The sequence below is a fragment of the Thiosulfatihalobacter marinus genome, from assembly GCF_016019955.1.
In the GTDB taxonomy this organism is placed as follows: Bacteria; Pseudomonadota; Alphaproteobacteria; order Rhodobacterales; family Rhodobacteraceae; genus Shimia; species Shimia marinus_A.
In genome coordinates this window covers 431,923-443,851 of the sequence record NZ_JAECRZ010000001.1, presented here as the reverse complement: position 1 = coordinate 443,851, position 11,929 = coordinate 431,923, and the positions used below count along the sequence as shown (strand labels likewise).

At 62.6% G+C, this 11,929-nt stretch carries 10 protein-coding genes; 7 read left to right on the top strand and 3 right to left on the bottom strand.

Annotation, left to right across the window (positions count from 1 at the left end):
- The first annotated feature begins 106 nt into the window (after nucleotides 1-106).
- Both I3253_RS02130 and I3253_RS02125 read left to right on the top strand, forming a co-directional pair.
- The gene (locus I3253_RS02130) at nucleotides 107-808 is read left to right on the top strand and encodes a corrinoid protein (protein WP_197915970.1); all 702 of its coding nucleotides are present in this window, start codon (nucleotides 107-109) and stop codon (nucleotides 806-808) included.
- 76 nt (nucleotides 809-884) lie between these two features.
- Nucleotides 885-1,523: a DUF1638 domain-containing protein gene (locus tag I3253_RS02125; protein WP_197915969.1), complete on the top strand. Its 639-nt coding sequence runs from the start codon at nucleotides 885-887 to the stop codon at nucleotides 1,521-1,523.
- A 76-nt stretch (nucleotides 1,524-1,599) separates the two neighbouring features.
- On the opposite strand, the gene I3253_RS02120 is transcribed toward I3253_RS02125, so the two are convergent.
- Complete coding sequence (locus tag I3253_RS02120) at nucleotides 1,600-2,226, bottom strand: helix-turn-helix domain-containing protein (protein WP_197915968.1); 627 nt, start codon at nucleotides 2,224-2,226, stop codon at nucleotides 1,600-1,602.
- A gap of 65 nt (nucleotides 2,227-2,291) precedes the next feature.
- On the opposite strand from I3253_RS02120, the gene I3253_RS02115 reads away from it, so the two are divergent.
- From I3253_RS02115 to I3253_RS02095, 5 genes are all read left to right on the top strand, one after another.
- Nucleotides 2,292-3,812, top strand: a complete 1,521-nt coding sequence (locus I3253_RS02115; RefSeq protein WP_197915967.1) for a class I adenylate-forming enzyme family protein — start codon at nucleotides 2,292-2,294, stop codon at nucleotides 3,810-3,812.
- Nucleotides 3,809-4,450 carry a DsbA family oxidoreductase gene (locus I3253_RS02110; RefSeq protein WP_197915966.1) on the top strand — a complete coding sequence of 214 codons (642 nt, stop codon included), beginning with the start codon at nucleotides 3,809-3,811 and terminating at the stop codon, nucleotides 4,448-4,450. Before I3253_RS02115 ends, I3253_RS02110 begins: the two co-directional genes overlap by 4 nt.
- The gene (locus I3253_RS02105; protein WP_197915965.1) at nucleotides 4,447-4,809 is read left to right on the top strand and encodes a potassium channel family protein; all 363 of its coding nucleotides are present in this window, start codon (nucleotides 4,447-4,449) and stop codon (nucleotides 4,807-4,809) included. The genes I3253_RS02110 and I3253_RS02105 overlap by 4 nt, the downstream gene beginning before the upstream one ends.
- Entirely contained in the window at nucleotides 4,806-6,017 is a 1,212-nt protein-coding gene (locus I3253_RS02100; RefSeq protein ID WP_232236851.1) for a multidrug effflux MFS transporter, read from the top strand. The genes I3253_RS02105 and I3253_RS02100 overlap by 4 nt, the downstream gene beginning before the upstream one ends.
- A 61-nt stretch (nucleotides 6,018-6,078) precedes the next feature.
- Complete coding sequence (locus tag I3253_RS02095; protein ID WP_197915964.1) at nucleotides 6,079-7,746, top strand: hypothetical protein; 1,668 nt, start codon at nucleotides 6,079-6,081, stop codon at nucleotides 7,744-7,746.
- An 85-nt stretch (nucleotides 7,747-7,831) separates the two neighbouring features.
- Here the strand turns inward: I3253_RS02095 and mfd are convergent, their stop codons facing one another.
- On the bottom strand, nucleotides 7,832-11,329 hold the full coding sequence (mfd, locus tag I3253_RS02090) for a transcription-repair coupling factor (protein WP_197915963.1): 3,498 nt from the start codon (nucleotides 11,327-11,329) through the stop codon (nucleotides 7,832-7,834).
- A gap of 18 nt (nucleotides 11,330-11,347) precedes the next feature.
- The gene (locus I3253_RS02085) at nucleotides 11,348-11,872 is read right to left on the bottom strand and encodes a component of SufBCD complex (protein WP_197915962.1); all 525 of its coding nucleotides are present in this window, start codon (nucleotides 11,870-11,872) and stop codon (nucleotides 11,348-11,350) included.
- Nucleotides 11,873-11,929: the final 57 nt, after the last annotated feature.

The following is an 11,929-nucleotide window of genomic DNA, read 5'->3' as shown; positions in this document are numbered from 1 at the left end:
AACCGGCGTCGGCTATGTCGTTAATCAGACAGTCTGGCAGTCGCTTTCGGACAAAGTGGGGTCAGCAAGGAAACGGGCGCATGCGCCGGCAAATCGGGATATGACCATGTCGGAAGAAGAAGACGATATCATCCTCAGCGAACTGGATGACGAGGAGCTTGTCCAACAGATGTTCGACGACCTCTATGACGGTCTGCGCGAAGAGATCGAAGAAGGGGTCAACATCCTGCTCGAACGCGGCTGGGCGCCTTACAAGGTGCTGACCGAGGCGCTTGTGGGCGGCATGACGATCGTGGGCAACGATTTCCGCGACGGCATCCTGTTCGTCCCCGAGGTGCTGCTTGCCGCCAACGCGATGAAGGGCGGCATGGCCATCCTCAAGCCGCTTCTGGCAGAAACCGGCGCGCCGCGCGTCGGCAAGATGGTGATCGGCACGGTCAAGGGCGACATCCACGACATCGGCAAGAACCTCGTATCGATGATGATGGAAGGCGCCGGGTTCGAAGTGGTCGATCTGGGGATCAACAACCCGGTGGAAAGCTATCTGGAAGCGCTCGAAACCGAACAGCCCGATATTCTGGGCATGTCCGCCCTGCTGACCACCACCATGCCGTATATGAAGGTGGTGATCGACACGCTGATCGAACAGGGCCTGCGTGATGACTATATCGTGCTGGTGGGCGGCGCCCCCCTGAACGAGGAATTCGGCAAGGCGATCGGCGCCGATGCCTATTGCCGCGACGCGGCCGTGGCCGTGGAAACCGCCAAGGATTTCGTATCGCGCAAACACAACCGGATGAGCGCCTGACAAGGCGTTCGCCTGCACCCGGACCGGCCCGCCCTTCATCTTGCGGCGGGCCGGTTGCCGAAGACGGAGCCGCGCGATGGATCTGCCCGACGACACCGCTTTGACACAGGACGGGCTTGCCCCATCCGCCGGTTCCGGGCGCATCCTGTTGCTGGCCTGCGGCGCGCTGGCCCGCGAAATCCTTGACCTGAAACGCACCAATGGCTGGGACCACCTGGATCTCACCTGCCTCCCGGCGATCCTGCATATCCATCCACAAAGGATCCCCGCCGCGGTGCGGGACGCGGTTGAAAAACACCGCGCCAGCTATGACAGTATCTTCGTGGTTTATGCCGATTGCGGCACCGGCGGCCTCTTACAGCAAACCTGCGCCGATCTTGGCGTCCAGATGATCGAGGGGCCGCATTGCTATGCGTTCTTCGAAGGCAACGAGCGCTTCGCGGACCTGGCGCAAACCGAGATCACCGCCTTCTATCTCACCGATTTCCTGGTGCGTCAGTTCGAATCCTTCGTCTGGAAACCCATGGGGTTCGATCGCCACCCGGAACTGATCCCGATCATGTTCGGCAACTATACGAAACTGGTCTATCAGGCCCAGACCGACGATCGCGCGCTCACCGAAAAGGCCCGCGCCTGCGCCGACAGGCTCGGCCTCGCCTTCGAACGACGCCTTACCGGTTATGGCGACCTCGCAACAACCCTCGCCAAACTCTGATCCTCGCTTCGTAGGGACCGGGTGCCAAAACCCAACAAAACCTGCGTGCGCGCACGCGCACACAATTTGCTTACGCTCAAACCAAGGACGTGACCCACAGGATCATCGCGTCATCCTCGCTCACCGACACCACGTTATGCCCCATCGCGCCGTCGTAATAGGCGCTGTCGCCCCGGCGCATCTCGACCGGCTCGTAATACTCGGTATACAGCCGCACCACCCCGGTCAGCACATACAGAAATTCCTCACCGTCATGGCGCACCCAGCCGTCGAACTCCTCCATCGACCGCGCCCGCACCCGCGCCCGATAAGGCAGCATCGCCTTCTTGCGCAGCCCCTCGGCCAGCAGTTCATGCTCATAGGTTACGGTTGCCTGATGCACACCTTCACCCGATTTCACTACCGCCATCCGGCCCGTCACCTGGTCCTTCTTGGGTGGGGTGAAAAGCTGGGGCACTGAAATCTCCAGCCCTTCGGCCAGTTTCCTGAGCGCATCATAGGTGGGCGACATCTGCCCGTTCTCGATCTTGGACAGGGTCGAGCGCGCCAGCCCGGCCTGCCGGGCCGCCTGTTCCAGCGTCCAGCCATGCGCCTTGCGCAGCTCGCGCACCCGCGTTCCCAGGTTCAACGGCTCCACATGGTCTTGCCCGCCATTTTCGCGGGCAATCCGGATAAGCGATTTCGGGTCTTTGGAAACACTCATGGCCGGTGTCTTACGCAGCGGCGCAAAGACTTGCAACACTGCGCAGGGCGGCATAGCTACGCCCCATGACCTCCCTTTTTGACCAAGGCCCGCCCCCGCCCTGCCCGTCCCCGTTCAACATGGCCGCCCATGTGCTGGCCATGGCCGACACACAGCCCGACAAGATCGCCCTGTCGGTCCTGTCCCTGTCCGGCTCCGAACGCTTTAGCTTCGCACGCATGAAGGCCGCGGTGCTCGGCACCGGCACGGGCCTGTTGCAGGCCGGGCTGAAACCGGGCGACAGGGTGCTCATGCGGCTTGGCAACACCGTCGAGTTTCCCATCGCCTATCTGGGTGCCATCGCCGTTGGCCTGATCCCGGTCCCCACCTCCTCGCAGCTGACATCGGGCGAAACCGAAAGGATGATCGCCGACATCGCCCCCCGCGCCATTCTGCGCGACCCGGCCATTGCCTGTCCCGATACGCCCGGCATTCCCCAGATCCTGCCCCGCGAACTCGAAGCCATGCGCGATCTGCCGCCCGCCAAATACGATATGGGCGATCCGGACCGCATGGCCTATATCATCTACACATCCGGCACCTCGGGCGTGCCGCGCGCGGTGTGCCATGCGCATCGGGCGATCTGGGCGCGCCGGATGATGCATGACGGCTGGTACGGCCTGACCTCTGCCGACCGCCTGCTGCACGCCGGCGCCTTCAACTGGACCTATACGCTTGGCACCGGCCTGATGGATCCGTGGTCCGTGGGCGCCACCGCGCTGATCCCGGCACAGGGTGTCGGGATTTCCGCCCTGCCGCTATTGCTCAAGCGTCATCAGGCCACGATTTTTGCCGCCGCGCCCGGCGTCTACCGCAAGATGTTGTCGGACCATCCAGACATTCACCTGCCGGATCTGCGCCACGGGCTGACAGCGGGCGAAAAACTCTCGGAAACCATCCGCGAAGACTGGTTCGAGGCCACAGGCACCGCGCTATACGAGGCCTACGGCATGTCGGAATGCTCTACCTTCATCTCCGCCAGCCCCTTCAGCCCGGCCCGGCCCGGCACGCTGGGCCGGCCGCAAACCGGGCGCCGCGTCGCCATTGTCGATGAAACCGGCCCCGTTCCGCTGGGCACCGAAGGCACCATTGCCGTGCATCGCAGTGACCCCGGCCTGATGCTTGGCTACCTGAACGCGCCCGACGAAACCGCCGCGCGGTTTCAGGGCGACTGGTTCCTGACCGGCGATCAGGGCCGGATGGATGCGCAATCCTGCATCACCTATGCGGGGCGCGCCGACGACATGATGAATGCCGGCGGCTACCGCGTTTCCCCACTTGAAGTCGAATCCGCGCTGGCACGCTGCCCCGGCATCGTCGCGGTGGGTGTGACCGACGTGGAAATCAAGCAGGACGCCCGCATTATTGCCGCCTTCTACACCTCGGCTTCCGATCTGGACGAAGCGGCCCTGAAAGCGTATGCCGAACAGAACCTGGCCCGCTACAAGCAGCCCAAACTCTTTCACCGGCTCGACGCCCTGCCCACCAATCCCAACGGCAAGCTCAGCCGCCGCGCCCTGCGCGCCCAATTTAAGGCGAAGACATGATCAAGCTTGATATCCTTTCCGATCCCATCTGCCCGTGGTGCTATATCGGCAAGGCCCGGCTGGAAAAGGCGCTGGGGGCCGAGCCCGACCACCCCTTCGCCATCGAATGGCACCCGTTCCAGCTCAACCCCGACATGCCCTCCCAGGGCATGGACCGGCGCGAATATCTCGAAACCAAATTCGGCGGCAGGGAAAACGCCCTGCGCGTTTATGGCGAGATCGACAAACACGCGCGCGAAGAAGGGCTGGACATTGACTTTGCCGCCATTCAGCGCACACCCAACACGATCAATGCCCACCGCCTGATCCACTGGGCCGGGATCGAGGGCAAGCAAAACGCCATCGTCGATGCCCTGTTCAAGGCGTATTTCAGGGAAGGCCGCGATATCGGCAATACCGAAGTGCTCTGCGATCTGGCGGACAGCGCCGGGCTGGACGCGGCGGTGATCGGCAAGCTGCTTGCCTCGGATGCCGATATCGACAACATCCGCCAGCGTGACACCCATAGCCGCGAAATGGGGGTCAATTCCGTGCCCACCTTCATCATTGCCAACCAGCATGCCGTACCGGGCGCCCAGCCCGCAGACCTGTGGCGCAAGGTGATCGGCGAATTGCGGGATCAACAGGCCGCCGAATGACCAGGTTCGAGCGGCTGATAACCCTGCTCTTCCTGCTGGCCCCGGTTATTCTGGGCGGCACCGCCTTCTTTCACTATGTCGAAGGCTGGAGCTGGGTCGACAGCTATTTCTTTTCCGTGGTCACGCTGTCAACGGTCGGATACGGCTCGATTGTACCCGTTACCACGCTGGGCAAGATCGGAACGACCATCTACATTTTCCTGGGCTTGGGCATCTTTGCTTTCGTGATCCAACAGATCGGCCATATCGCGGCCGAGAAGCGTGCAGCACATACCGAATGGCTCATCGCGCGGCTTGGACATCACAAAGCCGGGCAAGAACCCCAGGCCGATAACAGGGACGACCGGCCCAGCCCATGACCAGCGCCTCCAACCCCATGAGCCGGGTCGAATTCATCGCCATGTGCGCGATGCTTTTTGCAACCGTGGCCTTTTCCATCGATGCCATGCTGCCTGCCCTGCCCGATATCGGGCGGCAACTCAGCCCCGACAATATCAACCGGGCACAGCTGATCCTGACATCCTATGTGCTGGGCATGGGGCTTGGCACCTTCTTCACCGGCCCGCTCTCGGATCGGTTCGGGCGCAAGCCGGTGCTGATCGGCGGTGCGGTCGTCTATTCGATCTGTGCCTTCGTGGCCTATATCGGCCAGACGCTGGAAGTCATCCTGATTGCCCGCGTCGTTCAGGGCATCGGCACCGCCGGGCCGCGCATCGTAACCCTGGCCATCGTGCGCGATCTCTATTCGGGGCGCGAAATGGCGCGCATTGTGTCCTTTGCCATGATGATCTTCACCCTGGTTCCCGCCATCGCCCCCGCCCTTGGCGCCGTGATCATCGATTTCTCCGGCTGGCGCGGTATCTTCATCGCCTTCATGCTGTTTTCCCTGATCACCGTGCTTTGGGTCAGCATCCGCCTGCCCGAGCCTCTGACGGTCGAAAACCGCCGCCCCTTCTCGTTTGCAAAGATCACCTCGGGCATGGGCGAAATGTGGCGTATCCCCGCCGTGCGCATCTCGATTCTGGTGCAATCTCTGATCTTTGGCTCGCTGTTCGGGATGATCAGCTCGGTTCAGCAGGTCTATGACCTGACCTATGATCGCGGCGACCAGTTCCCGCTGTGGTTTGCCGGGGTTGCGCTGATATCGGGCAGCGCCAGCCTGCTCAATGCCAGGCTCGTCATGCGCCTGGGAATGCGCTACCTGATCACGGCAGCCACCGGCGCGCAGATCGTTCTGGCCGCCAGCATGGCGCTGGCCGTCACCCTGCTGCCGGTGAGCGACATTCAGTTCTATGTATTCGCCCTGTGGCAAACCGCCGTGTTCTTTTCGGTCGGCATGACGCTTGGCAACCTGAACGCCCTCGCGATGGAGCCGCTGGGCCATATGGCCGGCACCGGGGCCAGCATCATGGGCGCCATCGCCACCATTCTGGGGGCCGCCATCGCCGCCCCAATCGGGCTGGCCTTTGACGGCACCGCCCTGCCGTTGGCGCTGGCGCTGCTCGTGCTGTCCACGCTCAGCTTCCTGCTGATGCTGCGGATGCGCGCCGTCGAGACCTTCGACTGAGCATTTCACCCTCCTTTTCCGAATGTGCTACGATGCCTGCGCACAACAGGGAGTGTCCGCTATGGCTGATTATGGCTACGACCTTGGAGAGCACAGCTTTCCCGTCACCACCTCCAGCCCCGAGGCCCAGCTCTGGTTCGATCGCGGCCTGAACTGGACCTACAATTACAACCACGAAGAGGCCGTTGTCTGTTTTCGCAACGCCGCGCTGGCCGATCCCGATTGCGCCATGGCCCATTGGGGCATCGCCTATGCCGCCGGGCCGAACTACAACATGTGGTGGGAACTGTTCGACGAGGCCGGCCGCGCCGTGGCGCTTGCCACGGCCCATTCCGCCACACAGGCCGCCATGGAACGCCTTGCCAGTGCAACCAGTGTTGAAATCGCCCTTATCCGCGCCCTGCCCCTGCGTTACCCACAGGCCACGATCACCGATATCGACACTATGGAAACATGGAACAACGCCTTTGCCGATGCCATGCGCAGCGCCCACGCCGCGCACCCGGACAATCTCGAAGTCACCACCATCTTTGCCGAATCCCTGCTCAACCTCTTTCCCTGGAACATGTGGAACCTGCCCGCGGCCGCCCCGACCAGGGGCGCCGATACCCTGGAATGTCAGGCCCTGCTTGAGAACGCGATGCGCGACGATCCGGCGGCCATGCGCCACCCCGGCCTGCTGCATCTCTACGTGCACCTCATGGAGATGTCGCCCGTCCCCGAAAGGGCGCTCAAGGCCGCCGATGCGCTGCGCACGCTGATGCCCGATGGCGGCCACCTGATCCATATGCCCACCCATATCGACGCGCTGTGCGGCCATTACGAAAACGTCGTGCGCTGGAACCGGGCCGCCAGCGTCGCCGACATGAAATTCTACGAACGCGAAGGCGCCTACAACATCTACACCGGCTATCGCATCCACAATTATCACTTCGTCATCTACGGCGCGCTGTTCCTTGGCCAGATGCAGCCCGCGCTTGAGGCCAACCAGGGCATTCTGGATACCTGCCCCGAAGACATGCTGCGCGTGCAATCCCCACCCATGGCCGACTATTTCGAATCCTACTGCGCCATGTACCCCCATATCCTGATCCGTTTCGGCAAATGGCAGGAACTGACCCAACTGGCCCCGCCCGACGATCCCGAACTTTACTGCACCCTGAACGCCTATACCTGTTATGCGCGCGGCGTCGCCCATGCGGCACTTGGCAATATTCCCGAAGCCGAAACCGCCGCCCGGGCCTTTGCCAAAGCCCGCGCCGCCGTCCCGGAAACGCGCCTGTTGCACACCAATACCGTGACAGATCTGCTCGCCGTTGCGCATCACATGCTGCATGGCGAACTGGAATACCGAAAGGCGAATTACGACATCGCCTTTGACCACCTGCGCACCGCGGTACATCTGGAAGACAACCTGAACTATGACGAGCCATGGGGCTGGATTCAGCCCGTGCGCCACGCGCTGGGGGCGCTGCTCTTTGAACAGGGCCACGTCGCCGAGGCGGAAACCGTCTACCGCGAGGATCTCGGGCTGGGCGGACAGCTGTCCCGCGCCACGGTGCATCCCGACAATATCTGGTCACTGCGCGGCCTGCACGATTGCCTCGCGGCGCGCGGCGACACCGCCGAACTGCCCCATGTCCGCCAACGTCTGGATCTGGCCGAAGCCCGCGCCGACGTTTCCGTCAAAGCCTCCTGCGCCTGCGCCCGCGCGGCCATGTCCGCCTGACAGCCTGCCCCGCGCGAGGAAGGCTCGCAGAGCCTGAAGAGCGCACCGACACCGCCGTGATACCGACGCAATACCGACGCCGTTTTCAGCCCTTCGTCCCGGCCCTTTTCCGTTCGTCCCGGACCTTCACAGCCAGGTCGCGGGCGATGGCAAACGCGCCCTTGATCTTGTCACTTTCCTTCTTCCAGTCCCGCCGCACCACGATCTTGTTGTCCCTGACCTTGGCCAGCCCCTTCTGGTTCTGGATGAACTCCACAAGCCCCTGCGGCGAGGCGAACTTGTCGTTGTGGAACTGGATCGTTGCCCCTTTCGGCCCGCCGTCCAGCTTGGAAATCCCGGCCTTCTTGCACATCTCCTTGATCCGCACCACCAGCAGCAAGGTATTGACTTCCCTTGGCAATTTCCCAAACCGGTCGATCAGTTCAGCGGCAAATCCCTCCAGCTCCACCTTGCCCTGCAACCCGCTCAGACGGCGATACAGCCCCAGACGCACATCCAGATCCGGCACATAGTTTTCCGGGATCAGCACCGGCACTCCCAGGTTGATCTGCGGCGCCCACTGGTCATCCGCTTCGCTCAACCCTTCCATTTCGCCGGCCCGGATCTTGGCAATCGCCTCCTCCAGCATCGACTGGTAGAGCTCATAGCCCACATCGCGCATCTGCCCCGACTGTTCCTCGCCCAGCAGGTTTCCCGCGCCGCGAATATCAAGGTCTTGAGATGCAAGGGTAAATCCGGCGCCCAGCGTGTCGAGAGAGCCCAGCACCCGCAGCCGTTTTTCCGCCGTTGGCGTCAGCTGCGCACGCGGCCGGGTCGTCAGATAGGCATAGGCCCGCGTCTTGGACCGGCCCACGCGCCCCCTGATCTGATAGAGCTGCGCCAGCCCGAACATATCGGCCCGATGCACCACCATCGTATTGGCCGTGGGAATATCCAGCCCGCTTTCCACGATCGTCGTGGCCAGCAAAACGTCATATTTTCCGTCGTAAAACGCGTTCATCCGGTCATCCAGTTCACCTGCCGCCATCTGGCCATGGGCAACGACAACCGTGACTTCCGGCACCTGCTCGCGCAAGAACGCTTCGATTTCAGGCAGATCGCTGATGCGCGGCACCACGTAAAAGCTTTGCCCGCCCCGGTAATGCTCTCTTAACAAAGCCTCGCGTATGGTGACGGCATCAAATTCGCTGACATATGTGCGGATCGCCAGACGGTCGACGGGCGGCGTGCCGATGATCGACAGGTCGCGCACCCCCGACAGGCTCAGTTGCAGCGTACGCGGAATCGGTGTCGCCGTCAGGGTCAGCACATGCACATCGCTGCGCATCTGCTTGAGCCGCTCCTTGTGGGCAACGCCGAAATGCTGTTCCTCGTCGATCACCAACAGGCCGAGATTCTTGAACCGCACGCTTTTGGCCAAAAGCGCATGGGTACCGATCACGATATCCACCGTGCCGCGCGCCATTCCGTCGCGCGTCTTGTCCGCTTCTCCTGCTGAGATGAAACGTGACAAGCTCCTGACATTTATGGGGAATCCCCGAAAACGTTCGGCAAAGCTCTTGTAATGCTGACGCGCCAAAAGCGTGGTTGGCGCGATCACCGCCACCTGCATGCCTGACATCGCCGCCACAAAGGCGGCGCGCATCGCCACCTCGGTCTTGCCAAATCCCACATCGCCGCAGATCAGCCGGTCCATCGGCTGGCCCGATGAAAGATCGCCCATCACGTCGCCAATCGCGCTCAGCTGGTCGTCGGTCTCTTCATAGGGGAAGCGCGCGCTGAACTCTTCCCAAGCATGATGCTGCGCCTCCATCACCGGCGCGCTCCGCAACGCCCGCTCTGCCGCCACCCGGATCAGCCGGTCCGCCATTTCGCGGATACGCTCCTTCAGCCGGGCTTTCTTGGCCTGCCACGCCCCCCCGCCCAGCCGATCCAGCAAGCCTTCCTCATGGCCGTATCTGGACAGCAGTTCGATATTCTCAACAGGCAGGTAAAGCTTTGCGTTCTCAGCATATTCCAGCGCGATACACTCATGCGCGGCCCCGGCTGCCGTGATCACCTCAAGCCCCAGATAACGCCCGATGCCGTGATCCACATGCACCACCAGATCGCCGGGAGAAAGCGATTGCGCCTCGGTCAGGAAATTCTCCGCCCGCCGTTTGCGGCGCGGCGCCCGGATCAGCCGGTCGCCCAGCACATCCTGTTCGGAAATCACCGTCAGCGTGCCTTGCGCACCCGCCGCGTCGCGACCTGTGCCAAGCGGGCCTTCGAACCCGTGTTCCAGCGCCCAGACAGCCAGGTACAGCCCGGCCTTGCCGATCCGCGAGGCATCAGTGACATGTACGGTTTCGACCAGCCCCTCATCCTCGATCAGCCCGCTCAGACGTTCGCGCGCGCCTTCGGAATAACTCGCCACCACCACCGGCCCGTCAGACAGTTTCTTGCGGATATGGTCGGCCAGCGCGGCGAAAAGGCTGATATGTTCCTGCTGCCGTTCTGGCGAAAAATTTCGCCCGATCCGCCCCCCGGCATCAATCACCCCCGGCCCGCCGGCACGTGGCAGGGGCGAGAATTTCAGCACCCGTCGCCCGTCCACACAGGCATCCCACGCCGCTTCGTCCAGATATAACAACCCTGCGGGAACCGGCTTGTAAACCGTATCGATCCGGGTCTTCTGCTGCATGGCGATGCGGCGCGTCTGGTATTGATCCTCGACCGTTTCCCAACGTGCAAGCCGCGCGGCATCTATTTGATCATCAATGGAAATCACCGCGTCCGGCAGGTAGTCGAACAGGGTCTCCAGCCGGTCATGGAAGAACGGCAGCCAATGTTCCACACCCTGATGCTTGCGCCCGGCGCTGATCGCTTCATAAAGCGGATCGTCTGTCCCGGCCGCCCCGAATTCGATCCGGTAATTCTGACGAAACCGGGTGATCGCGGCCTCGTCCAGAATGACCTCGCTCACCGGCGCCAGTTCGATCCGATCCAGCTTTTGCGTGGTGCGCTGTGTGGCCGGGTCAAACCGGCGCGCGCCGTCCAGCACGTCGCCAAACAGGTCCAGCCGCACCGGCCCGCTGTCTCCGGGTGGGTAGATATCGATGATACCGCCGCGAATGGCATAATCACCCGGCTCCATCACCGTGGGCGCCTGCGTGAACCCCATGCGCACCAGAAAGGCCCGCAAGGCTGCCTCGTCAATGCGATAGCCCACCTCGGCCTTGAACGCCGCATCGCGCAGCACCTCGCGCGCCGGCACACGCTGGCTTGCCGCGTTCAGCGTGGTCAGCAGCACAAAGTGTCGCGGCATTCCGTGCACCAGCCCGGCCAGCGTCGCCATGCGCGTGGCGGATATGTCGGCATTGGGCGACACCCGGTCATAAGGCAGGCAATCCCACCCCGGAAAGGTGACAACCGGCATGTCGGGCTGAAAGAAAGCCAACGCGGCGCGCATCGCCGCCAGCCGCTTGTCATCGCGCGCAACATGCAGCACCGGCCCGTCGCTGCGTGCCACTTCGCGCAGCACCAGCCGCGCGTCAAAGCCCTCGGGCGCCCCGCCCACCTGGATGTGTTGCGCGTCTTGCATCGGTCATCTCCGCTCCGGTCAGCCCAGCGGCGAAACCTGAAAATTCTGATACATGCCCCAAAGCGAGGTCACGAATATGGAAATCATGCCCACGAACTGCACCCAGAACCGGTGCCGCCCCAGACGTTTGCGCAAGGCGTCGCCCCGCGCCGCCTCGTCCTGGATGCGCCGGGAGGTATTGATGCTCATGACCCCGACCATCGACATCGGGAACATCAGCAGGAACACGGCCTGCGCGAATTCCACACCATACATGAACCCAAGTACCGCCAGCCCGGTCAGCAGGAAACAGGCCAGCGCCAAAAGCCACAGCCCCGAAACCCGCGCGATGAACAGGATGCGATTGGTGTTCACCCGAACGATATCGTGCAGATCGGTCTCTGACTGCCCGCCCGCACGCTTGGAGCGCAGCACCATGTCCCAGGGCACACCCAGCACCCAATGGCTGGCCGAAGACCAGAATACGGCCAACGCGATCCAGAACCAGAGGTTCGAGAAGCTGCGCATGTCGATAAGCTCGAAAACGGTCTGGTACCAGTTCAATTCCGCGGCCCTTTTGGATTTCTCACCCACATAGCCCGGCTCTGCGGTAATTCCTAG

Excerpts from the sequence above, each read along its gene's own strand:
- I3253_RS02130 (WP_197915970.1), top strand. The coding sequence starts at position 107 with ATGTCGGAAGAAGAAGACGATATCATCCTCAGCGAACTGGATGACGAG.
- I3253_RS02125 (WP_197915969.1), top strand. The coding sequence starts at position 885 with ATGGATCTGCCCGACGACACCGCTTTGACACAGGACGGGCTTGCCCCA.
- I3253_RS02120 (WP_197915968.1), bottom strand. The coding sequence starts at position 2,226 with ATGAGTGTTTCCAAAGACCCGAAATCGCTTATCCGGATTGCCCGCGAA.
- I3253_RS02115 (WP_197915967.1), top strand. The coding sequence starts at position 2,292 with ATGACCTCCCTTTTTGACCAAGGCCCGCCCCCGCCCTGCCCGTCCCCG.
- I3253_RS02110 (WP_197915966.1), top strand. The coding sequence starts at position 3,809 with ATGATCAAGCTTGATATCCTTTCCGATCCCATCTGCCCGTGGTGCTAT.
- I3253_RS02105 (WP_197915965.1), top strand. The coding sequence starts at position 4,447 with ATGACCAGGTTCGAGCGGCTGATAACCCTGCTCTTCCTGCTGGCCCCG.
- I3253_RS02100 (WP_232236851.1), top strand. The coding sequence starts at position 4,806 with ATGACCAGCGCCTCCAACCCCATGAGCCGGGTCGAATTCATCGCCATG.
- I3253_RS02095 (WP_197915964.1), top strand. The coding sequence starts at position 6,079 with ATGGCTGATTATGGCTACGACCTTGGAGAGCACAGCTTTCCCGTCACC.
- mfd (WP_197915963.1), bottom strand. The coding sequence starts at position 11,329 with ATGCAAGACGCGCAACACATCCAGGTGGGCGGGGCGCCCGAGGGCTTT.